We start from the raw sequence: 15,349 nt of genomic DNA on the forward strand, positions 1-15,349 counted from the left end.
AAACTTACGCGGATTCGTATAAACGAGTTAATACGAACTCACGGTGACCAAGAATTTCAGAAGCAGTCAATTCGCCATCAGCAGTGCGCAGGAGGCACTCTAATAATTTATCACCAGCTTGATCCATATTCTCTTCGCGACGTAAAAGTCCAGACACATCAACGTCAATGTGCTCACCCATGGTACGAACTGTTTTTGGATTAGCGCAAATCTTAATGACTGGAAGAATCGCATTACCGATCACATTACCCTGTCCTGTTGGGAAGAAGTGAGCAGCAAATCCAGCAGCAGCACATAAGGTCACCATCTCAGCAGCAGCTGAAGAGGAATCCATGAAGTGCAAGCCTGGGATCTTAGGCTCTTCACCCTTATCCAAAACACTATCGACGATACATTTCTTACCGATTTTCTGAATATTGCCTAAGGCTTTTTCTTCAATCGTAGTCAAACCACCAGCAATATTGCCTTTCGTTGGCTGTGAGTCAGACAAGTCGCTTGTCTTATGGCGCTCAATCACATCCTGATAGCGATCAAACATTTCACGGAACTTTTTCTTCACTTCTGGTGTGCGGCAACGCGCTTCTACTAAATGCTCGCCACCTGTTAACTCAGTCGTTTCACCAAATACGAGAGTAGAGCCAATACCATAGAGTTTGTCAAAAGCATCGCCTACTGTTGGATTTGCGCCGCAACCAGAGGTGGTATCAGACTCACCACATTTAGTAGATACCCACAGTTCAGATAAAGGTGCCTTAACCCGTTGCTGCTTTGAGGCATGTTTCATCATCTTGTAAGCGGCTTTGCTAGCTGAAGCGATCGTGGCGATATCGCCATTACCTTCAATCCAGAAACCCTCTACTGGCTTACCAGAAGCCTTGATGCCATCAACCACAACTTTAGTCCACTGCGGCTCAATACCAATAACTACTACAGCAGCTACGTTTGGATTACAGCCAGTTCCAATCAAGGTACGGAAGTGTAGATCTAAGTCGGCGCCAAATTGCAAACGACCGTATGAGTGAGGAATTGCCTGAGTTCCTTTAATGTTATTTGCCACAGCTTCGCAAGCTGCATTGGACAAATCATCTAAAGGCAGAATTAATACGTGATTACGAACTCCCATGCGGCCATTTTCACGGCGGTAACCCATGAAGCTCGCGTCTTTCAAATTAATCATCTTGTTTTCTTTCTCAATGAATGGGTGAATAAGAGCCTGGATTACCAGCGCTTCGTTTTTACGTTTTGGACATGGAGGTGTTCACCTTTTTTAATGGGAGCAACAACCTTGCCGATGTCTACGCCATACTTCATCACCGTATCGCCGGGTTTAAATTCATTTAATGAAATTTTGTGGCCAATGGGAATGTCGCTCTCAGACTTCATATTGAGCGTTAAATCTCCATCCATCACCCAGCCAATCAAATCATCTCCAGCTTTTACGCCTTCAACTACCACCACACCTACGCCATCTCCTGGCTCATGCACGACAAAATGGATCATGATCTCTCCTCTTTAATCCTGTTAATTGACTACTAACTCCATGACTGACTGATACCAGTCTGAATTTCTTCTATAACTACATCAGAAACGTTGACGCCTTCTTGAAAGCCTGAGGCACGCTGTTTAAAACGTCTTTGACCAGGAACGCGGGTTCCGGAATCAGATGCCAAGATTTTTAAGAACTCTTGCATCTTGCTTGCAAACATTTGGCTACCTGCCAATCCAGGGTCAATCGTTAATAACAGTTGTCCAATACGCGGACGATTTCCCTTGGCATCAAAAAAAGAATCTGCTTCATAGGAAAAACGACTTCCCGATAAGCCAACAACCAACAATTCCACGATCAAGGCAAGCAAAGCGCCTTTATCTCCACCTAACGGCACCATCAATCCTTTGAGGCCCTCGTTAGGATCAGTAGTTGGTTTGCCTTCAGCAGTTAATGCCCATCCCTCTGGAATAGACTCGCCCTTTTTTGCTGCAACCAGCAACTTACCTCTAGCGACAGCAGAGAGTGACATATCAATCACCATCGGATCACGATTAGCAACCGGAAATGCTGCGGCTAGAGGGTTGGTGCCAAATAAGGCCTTGCTACCACCAACCATCGGCATGGCTGCTGGCGTATTGCCAAACAATAAAGAGATGTAACCGGCACGCGCTGCCGCTTCAGCAAAGTGTCCAGCAACTCCAAAGTGATGGCTATTGGTAACTGCGACCAGGCCAACCCCTGTCTTAGATGCGAGATTCACAGATAAATCCGTAGCAAATCGCAATGCTGGAAATGCCAACCCATCACAAGCATCAACTAATGCAGCAGATGTTTTAAATGGACGCACTTTAATTTTTGGCGACAATTCAATCCGACTATTTTTAGCATGGCCTGCATATTGAGATACCCGCGCCAATCCATGAGAAGCCAATCCATCGAGCTCAGCAAGTGCTAAAAATTGAGCGGTTTCATGAGCCGCTTTCTGACCAATGCCTGCTGCTTGCAAACCAGATGATGCTAAATCAACCATCTTTTGATAGGATAAATTCATCTTAAGCTCCTAGAAACCGATTCACTTCATCGGCGATCATTTGACTAACGCGCTCATTGCTTTCATGCGTCACTCCTGCAACGTGCGGAGTCAGAATGAGATTCTCAATGCCCGCAAAGTGACTCAAATCTTTGGCTGGCTCACTCTCAAACACATCAATAGCTGCACCGCCTAAACGTCCAGAGCGCAAGCGCTCTGCCAGCGCCCTCTCATCGACGATGCCACCACGAGCTGTATTAATCAGGCAAGCACCAGGCTTCATTTGATCAAGTCTGGCAGCATTAAATAGATTCTTTGTTTCTGGAAGAAATGGGAGGTGCAAAGTCAGCGCGTCGCTTTTTCCAAGTAAATTACTTAACGAAAGTAATGGCACCGAAAATCCATCAAGCTCCACAGAGCTGCCAGACAGCATTGGGTCATAAGCCAGGCACTGCAAACCAAAAGCACGCGCTTTTTTTGCTACTACTCTACCGATACTGCCAAAACCAACAATGCCAATAGTCTTGCCCAAAAATTCATGGTAAGCAGAGAAACGTGGGCGAGGCCATTCACCCTTTAAGCTGGAAATCGTTGCGGGAATAAATCCCCTAGTCAAAGCAACTGCAGCACCAACGACATACTCAGCAACAGACTCAGCATTTGCACCTGTAGCAGGAATGACTTTGATATTGCGTTTAGCGCAAGCAGGCAATTCAATATTTTCAAGCCCAACCCCAAGTCGACCTATCACCTTTAATTTGGGGGCCCCGGCCAAGATCTCTTCATTAACTTGGGTAAGGTTCCGAACAATAAGACCCTCAATATTTTGCAAAGCAGCAATCAAAGCTGGGCGGTTCTTATATAACTCTGGCTCATAGGCTACTTCATGCTGAGAACGCAGGGTTTCTAGGGCTTGACTTGTGATGAACTCGGAGATCAAAATAGATGACATATCTAGATCATATAGATGATTTAGATATCCTGCAATACCCTCTTTATTGTGCGGTGCAATTACGAAATAGATTGCGCAAGACCAAGCTGGAGGAGACACTGGTAATACATAAGCTTATAACTAATAAATTGAGATCTCACGAATTTTTAGATGCAAATGCAGATAAGATATTTAGATCAAATTAACACCGGAGAAAGTAAGCATGTTTAAGCAACACATCAGCAAGCTAGGGAAAAAAATTGCATTGATTGCGGGCGCACTTGCCCTACTCACATCGCCTTTAGCTATGGCGCAAAACTGGCCAACAAAACCCATCAAACTTATTATTCCTTTTGCCGCAGGTGGCACCACTGATATTCTGGGGCGCCTACTGGCCCAGCAACTCACTAAAGACCTTGGTCAAAATGTGATTGTAGAAAATAAACCAGGTGCAGGAGGAAATATTGCTGCTGAATTTGTAGCGCAATCACCTGCTGATGGCTACACCATCATGCTTGCATCCGGAAGCATGCTGACGGTAAACCCCTTCCTCTATAAGAAATTGCCAGTGAACTATGCCAAGGATTTTGTCTACATCACCAATGTAGCAAGTGGTCCGATGTTAGTTTCTGTAAGCACCAAATTACCAGTTAAAAATCTTGCTGAATTCATTGCTTATGCAAAAACCAAAGATCTTAATTTTGGATCTGCAGGTATCGGCAGCCAAGTACATATGGCAGCAGAGAATTTGACTTATTCCGCAAACATCCCAGCCACCCATGTACCTTATAAGGGTGAATCTGCTGCCATCAATGATTTAGTAGCGGGGCAAATTGACTTTATGGTTGGCAACCTCACAGCAGCTACAGGCTTTGCTAAAGCCGGTCAAATTAAGCCGTTAGCAGTAACTAGTTTGAAGCGCTCTAAACAATTACCCGATGTTCCAACAGTTGCTGAAGCCGGCATTCCTGGATTCGAGTCAACTGGATGGTTTGGGTTAATTGCACCGGCTGGAACACCCAATGCAATTACTGAGAAGATCTATGCAGCTACTGTTAAAGCCGTAGGATCTGATGCTCTAAAAGCTAGTTTAGATTTGAATGGCTTAACTGCAGTAGTTAATAATCAGAAAGAATTTGAATCGCAAGTAAAAGCCGAGTCAGTTGTTTGGGATAAGGTGATCAAGGGTCGCAATATTAGCGCCCAGTAATTACTAGCACTACCAAAAAGGCGAAGATCATGTCTTCGCCTTTTTTATTTTAGAGCTGACGAATCAGCAACATCGTTCCTGAAAAAATCAGAATAGATCCATAAGCTACGCGCATAGCAGCATTACTGAGTTTGCTATGAACATGTGTTCCCAGCCATATACCAAGGAAGGTTGCGGGCATTAAACAAATGGCTAGACCGATCACAGGCCAACTTAAAATTAATCCCGTTACTATCATGAGACTTAGACGTAAAAAGGTCAGCATAAAAATGGCAAATGCCATTGTTGCTCTCAATGCTTTTGGATCATTGATTCGCAAACCTAAGTAAGAAACATAAATAGGTCCACCGGTAGCAAACAATGCCGTAAAAGTTCCACCCATAAATCCAAAGGGAGCAGCCCACCATTTATTAATGGGATCACGTGCTTCATTATTTCTTTGCCATAAGACACGCACACCATTTGCAGCAGCAAAGCAGCCTAGGGTTAGTAGCAAAGGTTCACTAGGAGCCTTCATTAGTAAGACAATTCCTAGCACCATCCCAATCAAGCTAAAGGGGAATAGCCACTTGAGCTCCTTGAAGTTGGCGTCAGCAGAAGATTTTCTACCGAGATACAGTGACGCGCAGATATCAATGATGACCATCATTGGAACTACTGCTTTAAGGGGATACATCTGGACCAACAAAGGAACAGCAACGATAGATGAGCCAAACCCTGAGACACCAAAAATAAAATAGGCGCCAAAAATAATCAGGGTAGCAAGCGCGAAATGAAGTGGCTCAATTAAATCAAAAATGATTAACTCTCTACCAGAATAGTTTCACCCGGCTTTACCATGGTGAACTTCACTGGCCTATTTTCAATGTGCAAATTCTGATTCAAAATATTGACCGCCGTGAAATATGATCCTTCTAAAGAGCCTGGCTCAGGAAAATCGTCGCGATAATGGGCTCCCCTCGAATTTTCGCGGGCAATAGCAGCTTCTGTAACAGCCTTACTAACCAGAATGAGGTTTTGTAGATTCATCCAATCTTGCCAGGTGACACTATATTCACGCTGAAGATTACTCACACCCATTTGCTCTAATGAAGCGCCAAGTTGCTCCAGGGTATTACGAGCGCGTAGCAGACTCTCTTTTGTCCTTGAAATACCAACGTCATCCCACATACACTCAGCAAGCGCATCGCGTATCGCCTCAATATCACCAGCAGGTTTTTGCAATGGCTCCTCATGGGCCTTAATGCTGGCATGCACTTCATCCATATCGCACTCACGAAGAGATTGCCCAGCAACCCAGCTTGCCATTGCTTCACCAGCAATGCCACCAAACACTGTAGAGTTAGCAACTCCATTTCCGCCCAAGCGATTAGCACCATGGACGCCTCCGGTATCTTCGCCGGCGGCAAATAGTCCAGGCAAATCAGTACTGCAATCCTTCTTAAATACCAGTCCACCCATCATGTAATGAGCGGTGGGAACAACCTCAACCAAATCACCTGCCAAATCAAATCCACTATCGGCGCAACGCTCAACCATACCCTTAAATTGCTTACGTACATTCTCCGGACCTAGATGACTCATCTGAATATAGACCCCGCCATTTGGGGTGGCGCGTCCCGCACGAATCTCTGAGTTAATCGATCTTGAAACAATATCTCGGGTGGCGCGCTCATTGCGAGGATCATAGTTGCCCATAAAGCGCTCATGATTACCGTTGAGCAAGTATCCACCTGCGCCCCGGAGCCCTTCTTCTAAAACTGTTCCCGTCATTCGTGTGCCGGGACCGGCTAATAGGCCTGTGGGATGAAACTGCACCATCTCCATATCACGCAATGTCAGACCTGCACGTAAAGCCATCGCCAATCCATCACAGCTCTTATCACCCGATGGCGTGTGGTACTTATACATAGTCGGACCACCGCCGGTGGCTAACAAAACTGCCTTAGCACGCACCAATGTAAATTGTCCTGTCTGCATATTGAGCATCAAGACACCCGCTAAAGACTTTCCATCCTTACTATGAATCAGCTCAATAGCACGATGCTCTTCAAGGCGATGAATTCCTCTTGACCAAACCTGCTCTGCCAAGCGATTAATAATTTCAATTCCCGTTAAGTCACCCTTGTGAACAGTGCGATCAAAAGTTTGCCCAGCGAACGCTTTTTGATGAACAGTGCCATCAGGATTACGATCAAAAAAGCAACCGAGCTCATTCTCAAGCTCATGAATACGCTCTACAGCCTTGCTAACTAAGGTCCAAGCGAGATCTTGGTCAGATAGCCATTTACCACCTTCAATCGTATCCATGAAGTGGCGCTCAACCGAGTCACCTTCTGCTAGAGCAACGTTGTATCCCCCTTGCACCATCCTTGTACAACCGCACTTGCCTAACAAACCTTTAACGGCAATCGTGATGTGTAAATTTGGATTTGCTTGATGCGCATGCAATGCGGCAAAGAGGCCGGCGCCACCAGAACCTAGAATTAAGATATCTGTATCGATGGTAGGAATGGTGCTCATGATGTAATTCCAAGACTCTTTAATACCGCCTCTTTTTTACGCGCAACATCGCCCCGCACCTCTTGATAAATGCTGCCGCCATAGCTATCCATAGCTACTAAGAGAGGGCCAAAATCCTTAATCTTGAAACGCCAGAGTGATTCTGGATTGAGATCATCCATATCCACATCTTCGATTTGGTCAATCCAAGTAGTCTCCAGTGCGGCGGTACCACCAATGATGGCCAAATAAACACCGCCGAGCTCTTTAAAGGCCTCCGCAGAACCTTCGCGCATGCCGCCTTTACCAACAATAATGCGAACACCCTTTTGCGTCATTAAAGGACGAGTGAAACGTTCCATGCGATCAGAGGTTGTCGTGCCAATGCAAATGGCTTGATAGCCGGCAGGGAACTCATCGCTAACAGGCACCTTGCGAACATTGGGTGCGGTATGTATTACAGCATGGCCATTAAGATCAAAGCGGGTTTTGCGATCATGGTCAAACATGTGAATCTGTGTAGCGTCTCGAATACCAAATAGAGTATTTTGCAAAGTCACAGTGTCATTAATGCGTAGCTTTCGTATATCTTCTTCGCTAACTGGGGTTTGGAGAACGTAGTGCGCCATAGATAATTCCTCAGAATCCGTAACTCACGCCTGCAGGCGTAAAGGTTGCACGCGCTCTACGCGCAGAGTGACATTGCATATTGACTGCAACAGGATTGAGCGTAATGTGGGTATGCGCCAGCTCAACATGAACAGCAAATGCAGTGCCGTCACCGCCAAGACCCTGAGGGCCAATGCCCAGTTGATTTACCGCCAGGCTCAACTCTTTCTCCAGCTTTGCGCCCTCTTCATCAGAACAGGAGCTTCCTAGAGGACGTACTGCGGCTCGCTTTGCCATCGCCACACACTGATCAGACGTTCCGCCTACACCAACACCCACGATTGTTGGTGGGCAGGTTTTACCTCCAGCAGAAACAACACTCTCAATCACAAATGCTTTTACGCCATTAATCCCATCAGCCGGGATTGCCATTTTGAGGAACGAATTATTTTCTGATCCGCTACCCTTGGGAACCATTTCAATTTCAACCGTTTCAGACGCGTCAGAAAAATCGATATGAATTGCAGGCATGTCAATGCCACATGAAGTGTGGTTATTTTTGCGGGTAATGGGATGCACCACAGAGGATCTCAAGGGATATTCTTTTGTAGCGCGCTCACAACCCTTATGTATAGCTGCCATTAAGGCCATGCCATCATATTGAACATTGCTGCCAATCTTGACGTTATAAATGGGTAGGCCGGTATCTTGGCAAAGCAAGTTATCTTCACGCTCTGCCACAGCAATATTAGTAATCATGGTTTTCAACACGACCTGAGCTCGACCATCTGTTTCAGCGCGATCCAAACGATTAATCCCCGCCTTAATATCGTCTGGCAGGACCTTGAGAGCACGTATATAAAGCTCCTTACAAGCCTCTTCCACCAAATCCATTGATAACTGCATAGGTAACCTAACTAATTAGCAAAATATAGAAATAAGAGTCCGCAAACAATTGCAAACAAAATAGAAACCTGAATCCAACCCTTGCGTAAGCCGCGCCAAGGTCCAAACTCGATCATGAGTAGGCGCACTCCCCCTGCCAAATGAATGGCCAGCAATATGACTAATGCCCATTCACCAAACTTAAAGACCCATATATCCGTTAAACCAAGCGCAGACTCAAATCCAGCGGCACCACGCAAAGACTGAGAAAGCATCAGGAAATGTAAAGGCAAAAAGCAGGCTAAAAGCAAACCAGAAAAACGATGGCATGCGTAAGCAAAATAGGATAAGTGACTCTTTGCTCTGTAATCTATCCTTGGTCTTGAGCTCATAAAGCACCTCCGCTATACACGCCGATTACAGCAGTAGTCCCTAGGGTCAAAATCAATATTGCCAATAACCAAGAAGCAGGTTTTGCAATTCCACTCTTAGGTAGAGTTTCTTGGAGAATATTAGCCACCCCAATTGGAGCATGTACAAAACAAGCTAAAACAAAGATCTCGTAAAAAAGTGCGAAGGCCAAATTGCCCTGAGTGCGCCCCAGTATTTCTTGCGCAGTCAAACCACCCCTGATGGCATAGAAAATAATGACTAGGTGAATAGCTACGCAGATTCCTAAAATCATGGCACTAATTCTTTGGGCATACCAAAGCTTTGCCTGCATAACTGCTGCGCTCATAGTTTGCCCCACTTACTGCCCTTTACCGCTGCTCTAGCAACTAATTTTTTTAACCCAGCAATACTTGCAGTAGGCTCGATCGCCTTCGGGCAGCGCTCAGTGCAAGATCCTTGAGTATGGCAGGCATGGCACCCAGCATCGCCTGCTACTGCACGCAGTCGATCAAGCTGCTGTACGTCTCTAATGTCATTAGTGAGCGTCCAAGCTCTATTTAAAGCAGCAGGCCCAAGATAATTTGGTCGCGCTTCAACCACCTCGCAAGAGGCATAACAAACTCCACAACCAATACATTCAATACCTGCATTAGCTAATTGACGCTCTTCGGACTGTGGCTCTACTTTGGCAAATTCATCATGACGGGTTTGATTGCCCTTAAAGAAGCCAACAGCACCTTTCCACTTATTGAAAAACTCGCGCATGTCAGTGGCAAGATCTTTAATGACTGGCAAATTATTTAATGGCGCTATCTCAAGCGAGTCGCCCTCGAGAATTTTTGACACGTGAGTGCGGCAGGTCCAGCGAGCCACCCCATTAACCGTCATCGCGCATGATCCGCACATCCCTACGCGACAGGCAAAGCGATAGCTCAGTGTCGGATCTAGTTTTCGTTGGATGTAGGTAACAACATCCAAAACCGTTTGATTGGAGTTGCGGGGAACCAGATATTCGACGAATTCGCCCTGCTCTGCTCCGCGCCAGACTTTTACTTTGAGATCCGTATTTGACATGGAATCATTATATCGATAGACAGTAAAAAATAAATCGAATATATTTTTCTTTGAGATAAAGAATATATTTATAATAGTCCCTATGTCTAGCATCAAAATACTTAAGAACTTCCTTGCTATAACGCGCCACAAAAGCGTGGCAGCTGCCGCGCGAGAAATCGGGCTGACTGCCGCTGCTGCGGGGCAGCAATTACAGCAACTAGAGCAAGAGATTGGGATTGAGTTATTTGATAGAACCAAACGCTCTCTTACGCTCAATAGCCATGGTCGATCTCTCATAGAGCCCATTCAAGAAATCATTGCACGGTATGAGGCACTGGGATCTAATCTCAAAACCAATCTTAGTGGGACGATTGTTTTGGGCGCTCTTGTATCGACGCTGATGGGTGCCTTTGGCAAAACACTGAATGAGCTTAAGCACAATTATCCTGAGCTTGAGATCAAACTGATTGCAGGTCTATCAAGTAACTTCTTAGATCAAGTGATTGACGGCAGTCTTGATGCTGCGATTGTGACGGAATCGCCTTTTGCCCTGCCACAAAATGTCCAGTGGACTGAACTCTATAAAGAGCCCATGATCTTGATTTATCCAAGCACTCCTAAATCAAAGAAAGGCTCTGGCAGCACCGACAAGCCACTACCCTTTATTCGTTTTGAGAGAAATACTTGGACAGGACATCTGGTAGATCAAACGATTCGAGCTAATAAACTCAAAATTCAGGATGGTATGGAGCTCAACTCAGTTGAGGCCATTATTGAGCTGGTAAGACAAGGTCTTGGATACTCCATTGTTCCAAAGCTCGCCAATATTGCCTGGGCAAGCGATCGCCAACTCAAGATTCAAGAATTACCTGGAAAAGCAATATATCGCAAGGTTGGATTGCTCGAGCGCAAAAAGCATGGTCGACAAAACATTACTTTAGCCATCAAGCAACATTTTTTATCGACTCTATAGCGCTTCTCGATATAGAGCAGCAGCATCACTTAGCGTGATCTCACGTGGACTGTTGCTTAGGAGGCGGGTTTGTAACATGGCATCCTTAGCTAACTGTTCAACATCACTTTCTGTAATACCGACCTCGACTAAATGCTGTGGTAAACCGAGCTCACCAGCAAGTCGGCCTAAATACTCAGCCAATCCATTTGCCTGCTCGATAGTTGTACCCTTGAGTCCTGGCTTAATTATCTGTCCGAGTTCTGCATACATAGAATGTGCAACTTCAATATTGAATCGAATTACCGGGGCCAACATTAAGGAATTAGATAAGCCATGAGGCACATGAAATCTTGCGCCAATCGGATAGGCCAATGCATGAACTCCTGCTACTGGCGCATTGGTAAATGCCATACCTCCAAGACAGGCGCCGAGTAACATGTTTTCACGCGCAACAATATCGTTTCCAGAATTAACAGCCTTATGAAGGTTTCCTGAAAGTAAACGCAGCGCCTCTTTGGCCACGCAATTGGACATCGGGTTTTTAAGATGCTTGGTTGTATATGCCTCAATAGCATGGACCATCGCATCTATTCCTGTAGCAGCTGTGACGTGGGCCGGCAGGCCAAGCGTTAACTCTGCATCCAATATTGCCAAATCTGGTAATAGATGTGGTGAGAGAACGCCTTTTTTTTCACTTTCACTCACAGTCACTACAGAGCTTTGTGTTACCTCAGAACCCGTACCAGCAGTTGTAGGCACTAGGATCAAAGGCAATCTTGGTCCTTTGGCCATTCCAATGCCATATATGTCAGCAAGATTTTCCGTGCCGGGACTTAACAAAGCAACAAGTTTGGCCACATCCATCGAACTGCCGCCACCAAAGCCCACAATGAAATCCGCTTTACAGTCCTGCGCGACCTTCACCGCTTGATTAATTACGGGAACTGGAGGGTCAGCCTCAACATCAGAAAAAATCTGAAATGGAAGCTTTAACTCTTTAAATTGGGGAAGCGCTTTATCTAGCAAGCCCGCAGAAAGAACGCCAGGGTCCGTAACAATTAAGACAGATTTGCCGCCTCGTTCCAGAATTTTTTTTGCAAGATTGGCTGAGCCACCTCTTTCTACAAAAATAGAGGGTGTGGAATGAAAGACAAATTGCATACTGAGTAACCCGTGATTATTTAAAACGGTTTTAGGAGAACTTTTGCAGCAGCTGTTTTTCCGGCATGTAAGTCACTAAAGGCCTGAGGCCCATCATCTAAAGACCGCTTTTCTACCCAAGACAAATCGCCAAACGCATTGCGAGCGAGCAAATTGACGGTGGCTTGAAGATCAACCGTGGAGTAGGTGTAGGTTCCAAGCAGGGTGATTTCAGCAAGCGTAAGCTTTCTCATATCAATTTCGCTAGCCCAATCCTGAAGGCCTACATGCATCATCACACCGCCCGGCTTTACGGCAGCCAGTGCAGTGTTACGAGTAACTACAGCACCAACACAGTCCATCACAAACTCAATAGAATTTTCAGTAATTTTTTCGTCTATGGGATTGAGTGTCTTGCAACCAACATGTTGCTCAATAGCTTTTCTGCGCAATGGGTTCACTTCGGCAACCGTTAAATCATCAACCCCGTAATGCTTCAAAAGCAGCGCGGAAAGCATTCCTATAGCGCCACCACCCAATATCAAAACACGACATTCTTGAATGGGTCTTTGAAGGGCTCGCATTGATAGGTTAATTGCATGAACAGCAGTGGCTGCTGGCTCAGTCAATGCAGCAGCATCCAGACTAAGACCTTCGGGTATGGCAATTAGCGAGCTCGCAGGAATACTCATATATTCAGCAAAAGCTCCCGGCCTTGTCATTCCCACCATGGTGCGATTGGCACACAAATTATTTCTTCCCTGCAGACAATATTCGCAGTGGCCACAAGTAATCAATGGATTGCCCGTAACTCTCTGCCCTTTGCTGAAAAGCGAAGAGCTGGTATCAGCAATGGTTCCCGCAAATTCATGCCCTAAAACTAAACCTGGTTTTCTTCTGGGGTCATGACCATGAAAGGCATGCATATCACTACCGCAAATACCTACTGACTCAATCTTGAGCACCACCTCCTCAGCATCCAGCGAAGGATAAGGACGATCTAAGATCTGCATTTCATTTGGCTGTGTATAGACCAAGGCTTTCATAATTACGATCCTTATATTGCGGTGTAACCGCCATCCAGCATGATGGTTTGCCCAGTAATGTAGGCAGAGGCATCGCTAGATAAGAAGATGGCTAAACCATGGATATCTTTCATCTCACCATTGCGACCTATCGCTGTTTTTTCTGCATGCATTTTGACTAAATCAGGATTGTTAAAGACTGGCGCTGTTAATGCCGTAGGAAAGAACCCAGGGCCAATAGCATTACAAGTAATGCCAAACTTTGACCATTCCTGCGCGATAGCTCGCGTTAACTGAACGACCCCACCCTTTGCTGCACCATAGGGTGCGCTATTAGCAAAAGCGCGATAGCTCTGTAGTGACGCAATATTAATGATGCGGCCCCATTTACGGACTTGCATTTGCGGTGCCAGAGCTTGGGTCATAAAAAATGGGGCAGCTAACTGCACATTTAATTGCTCTTGCCAGCTCTGTGGAGATACTTCTCCGTAAGGCTCTCTCAAGTTAATACCTGCAGCGTTAACCAAGATGTCGACTTTTCCGAGATGACTTAAGATGCGCTTGGACAAATCCTCTGCTTGCTCTAAGTCGCTTAAGTTAGCAGTAAATGAAGAGGCCTTAATGCCCTGCGCAATAAGACGCTCTGCGGCTTCCTTCAAAGGAGCTTCTCTGCGGGCAGCAATAGCGACTTCAGCACCAGCCAAACCTAAAGCAAGGGCAATGCCCTCACCTAAACCACTACTACCACCGGTAATGAGGGCTGTTTTACCTTGCAGATCAAATAGTTGATGAATGATTTGGCTCATACTTCTACTGGACTTCCAAGATCAAACTTCTCGTTAGGAAAGTACTTTTTTAAACGATCATCTGCAGTACGCGCATGCGCCTCCATTCCCTCTAGACGACTAATTCGAGCTGTTACTAGCGCCATTTCTTTGCTTCCCTCACGAGTCATCTTCTGCCAAGTCAGTGTTTTCATAAACTTATGCACAGATAAGCCGCCCGAATATCTTGCCGCCCCCTTTGTAGGCAATACATGGTTTGGCCCGCTAGTCTTGTCTCCAAAGGCGACCGTCGTTTCTTCACCCAAGAATAAAGATCCATAGCAGGTGAGATTACTGAGCCACCAATCCAAGTCTTTTGCGTGGACTTCAAGATGCTCACTGGCATATTGGTCAGAAACTTTGGCAACCTCTTCGCGAGTGCTGCACACAATAACCTCACCATAATCACGCCAAGCGCAGGCGGCAGCATCTTTTGCAGTAGGCGGCAATAGATCAATCATCTGAGGAACTAATGCCATTACTTCATTAGCCAATTTAGCTGAGGTAGTAAATAACCATGCGGGAGATTCGTGGCCATGTTCAGCCTGACCAACTAAGTCACTCGCTACAATTTTTGGATCAGCCGTTTCATCCGCAATCACTGCAATCTCAGATGGCCCAGCAAATACATCAATTCCAACTTTTCCGAATAGAGAGCGCTTTGCTTCAGCCACAAACTTATTACCTGGCCCCACAACTACGTCAGCAGGTTTGCCAGTAAATAATCCATACGCCATCGAAGCAATCGCCTGAACACCACCCAATGTCATGATGACATCAGCGCCGGCGGCCTTAAATGCATAGAGTACATAAGGATGAATTCCGCCACCCCTAAAAGGACTTGAGCATGCAATGATATTTTTAACGCCCGCTGCTTTTGCTGTAGCCACCGTCATATAAGCAGATGCAATGTGTGCGTATCTACCAGAAGGCGCATAACAACCCACCACATTTACTGGCAAGACCTTTTGACCAGCAGTAACCCCAGTATGTAAGGTGGTAGAGAAATCCTGAATACTATTTTTCTGAGCAATGGCAAAGTCATAGACTTGCTTTACAGCAAAATCAATATCTCGCTTCACTGAGGCTGGCACATCAGCCAAGATGGCATTCATTGCCTGCTCTGACATCACAATATCGCCAGACCATTTATCTAGCTTTAAGGCGTAATCCTTAACAGCTGATTCACCATTCTTCTCAATATTGGCAAGCATTTCCGTTACCACCTGCTGAGCTGTAGATGTCTCAGTCTCTGGCGTTTTGGCTGCTTTCTTTAAATAATCTATGGACATATTTCTAA

General features: G+C 45.7%; 17 protein-coding genes. 2 read left to right on the forward strand and 15 right to left on the reverse strand.

The window, feature by feature from the left end; genetic code table 11:
• Positions 1 to 4: 4 nt before the first annotated feature.
• Genes ICN35_RS03565 through ICN35_RS03580 form a run of 4 tightly spaced genes read right to left on the reverse strand, consistent with a single transcriptional unit; the run spans position 5 to position 3,471 of the window.
• Complete coding sequence (locus tag ICN35_RS03565; protein WP_216860804.1) at positions 5 to 1,177, reverse strand: UxaA family hydrolase; 1,173 nt, start codon at positions 1,175 to 1,177, stop codon at positions 5 to 7.
• 41 nt (positions 1,178 to 1,218) lie between these two features.
• Positions 1,219 to 1,500 carry a flagellar biosynthesis protein FlgA gene (locus ICN35_RS03570; RefSeq protein ID WP_215367250.1) on the reverse strand — a complete coding sequence of 94 codons (282 nt, stop codon included), beginning with the start codon at positions 1,498 to 1,500 and terminating at the stop codon, positions 1,219 to 1,221.
• A 32-nt stretch (positions 1,501 to 1,532) separates the two neighbouring features.
• Positions 1,533 to 2,540: an Ldh family oxidoreductase gene (locus ICN35_RS03575; RefSeq protein WP_216124358.1), complete on the reverse strand. Its 1,008-nt coding sequence runs from the start codon at positions 2,538 to 2,540 to the stop codon at positions 1,533 to 1,535.
• Position 2,541: 1 nt separating this feature from the next.
• On the reverse strand, positions 2,542 to 3,471 hold the full coding sequence (locus ICN35_RS03580) for a hydroxyacid dehydrogenase (protein WP_216124359.1): 930 nt from the start codon (positions 3,469 to 3,471) through the stop codon (positions 2,542 to 2,544).
• A 202-nt stretch (positions 3,472 to 3,673) separates the two neighbouring features.
• Here ICN35_RS03580 and ICN35_RS03585 point away from each other — a divergent pair, with 202 nt between their 5' ends.
• The gene (locus tag ICN35_RS03585; RefSeq protein WP_216124360.1) at positions 3,674 to 4,660 is read left to right on the forward strand and encodes a tripartite tricarboxylate transporter substrate binding protein; all 987 of its coding nucleotides are present in this window, start codon (positions 3,674 to 3,676) and stop codon (positions 4,658 to 4,660) included.
• A 49-nt stretch (positions 4,661 to 4,709) separates the two neighbouring features.
• Here ICN35_RS03585 and ICN35_RS03590 read toward each other — a convergent pair whose 3' ends face one another.
• Genes ICN35_RS03590 through ICN35_RS03620 form a run of 7 tightly spaced genes read right to left on the reverse strand, consistent with a single transcriptional unit; the run spans position 4,710 to position 10,123 of the window.
• Positions 4,710 to 5,462, reverse strand: coding sequence for a TSUP family transporter (locus ICN35_RS03590; protein ID WP_216124522.1), 753 nt, complete (start codon positions 5,460 to 5,462; stop codon positions 4,710 to 4,712).
• Positions 5,462 to 7,183 (reverse strand): L-aspartate oxidase, encoded by a 1,722-nt coding sequence (locus ICN35_RS03595; protein ID WP_216124361.1) that lies wholly within the window; start codon positions 7,181 to 7,183, stop codon positions 5,462 to 5,464. The genes ICN35_RS03590 and ICN35_RS03595 overlap by 1 nt, the downstream gene beginning before the upstream one ends.
• Positions 7,180 to 7,791: a fumarate hydratase C-terminal domain-containing protein gene (locus ICN35_RS03600; protein WP_216124362.1), complete on the reverse strand. Its 612-nt coding sequence runs from the start codon at positions 7,789 to 7,791 to the stop codon at positions 7,180 to 7,182. The genes ICN35_RS03595 and ICN35_RS03600 overlap by 4 nt, the downstream gene beginning before the upstream one ends.
• A gap of 10 nt (positions 7,792 to 7,801) precedes the next feature.
• Complete coding sequence (locus ICN35_RS03605) at positions 7,802 to 8,677, reverse strand: fumarate hydratase (protein WP_216124370.1); 876 nt, start codon at positions 8,675 to 8,677, stop codon at positions 7,802 to 7,804.
• 11 nt (positions 8,678 to 8,688) lie between these two features.
• On the reverse strand, positions 8,689 to 9,048 hold the full coding sequence (gene sdhC, locus ICN35_RS03610; RefSeq protein WP_216124372.1) for a succinate dehydrogenase, cytochrome b556 subunit: 360 nt from the start codon (positions 9,046 to 9,048) through the stop codon (positions 8,689 to 8,691).
• On the reverse strand, positions 9,045 to 9,395 hold the full coding sequence (locus ICN35_RS03615) for a succinate dehydrogenase (RefSeq protein ID WP_216124374.1): 351 nt from the start codon (positions 9,393 to 9,395) through the stop codon (positions 9,045 to 9,047). Before ICN35_RS03615 ends, sdhC begins: the two co-directional genes overlap by 4 nt.
• Positions 9,392 to 10,123, reverse strand: coding sequence for a succinate dehydrogenase/fumarate reductase iron-sulfur subunit (locus tag ICN35_RS03620; protein WP_216124376.1), 732 nt, complete (start codon positions 10,121 to 10,123; stop codon positions 9,392 to 9,394). The genes ICN35_RS03615 and ICN35_RS03620 overlap by 4 nt, the downstream gene beginning before the upstream one ends.
• An 82-nt stretch (positions 10,124 to 10,205) precedes the next feature.
• Between ICN35_RS03620 and ICN35_RS03625 the strand changes: the two genes are divergently transcribed.
• Positions 10,206 to 11,078, forward strand: coding sequence for a LysR substrate-binding domain-containing protein (locus tag ICN35_RS03625; protein ID WP_216124378.1), 873 nt, complete (start codon positions 10,206 to 10,208; stop codon positions 11,076 to 11,078).
• Here ICN35_RS03625 and ICN35_RS03630 read toward each other — a convergent pair.
• Genes ICN35_RS03630 through hisD form a run of 4 tightly spaced genes read right to left on the reverse strand, consistent with a single transcriptional unit; the run spans position 11,073 to position 15,341 of the window.
• A complete protein-coding gene (locus tag ICN35_RS03630; protein ID WP_216124380.1) occupies positions 11,073 to 12,221 on the reverse strand; it encodes an iron-containing alcohol dehydrogenase in 1,149 nt (382 codons plus the stop codon). The two genes, ICN35_RS03625 and ICN35_RS03630, sit on opposite strands and share 6 nt — an antisense overlap.
• Positions 12,222 to 12,241: 20 nt before the next feature.
• Complete coding sequence (locus tag ICN35_RS03635; RefSeq protein WP_216124381.1) at positions 12,242 to 13,246, reverse strand: galactitol-1-phosphate 5-dehydrogenase; 1,005 nt, start codon at positions 13,244 to 13,246, stop codon at positions 12,242 to 12,244.
• A gap of 11 nt (positions 13,247 to 13,257) precedes the next feature.
• Entirely contained in the window at positions 13,258 to 14,031 is a 774-nt protein-coding gene (locus ICN35_RS03640) for an SDR family NAD(P)-dependent oxidoreductase (RefSeq protein WP_216124382.1), read from the reverse strand.
• The gene (gene hisD, locus ICN35_RS03645) at positions 14,028 to 15,341 is read right to left on the reverse strand and encodes a histidinol dehydrogenase (protein ID WP_216124383.1); all 1,314 of its coding nucleotides are present in this window, start codon (positions 15,339 to 15,341) and stop codon (positions 14,028 to 14,030) included. Before hisD ends, ICN35_RS03640 begins: the two co-directional genes overlap by 4 nt.
• Between the last annotated feature and the right edge of the window lie 8 nt (positions 15,342 to 15,349).

Origin of the sequence: Polynucleobacter sp. es-GGE-1 (assembly GCF_018882005.1) — a bacterium.
In the GTDB taxonomy this organism is placed as follows: Bacteria; Pseudomonadota; Gammaproteobacteria; order Burkholderiales; family Burkholderiaceae; genus Polynucleobacter.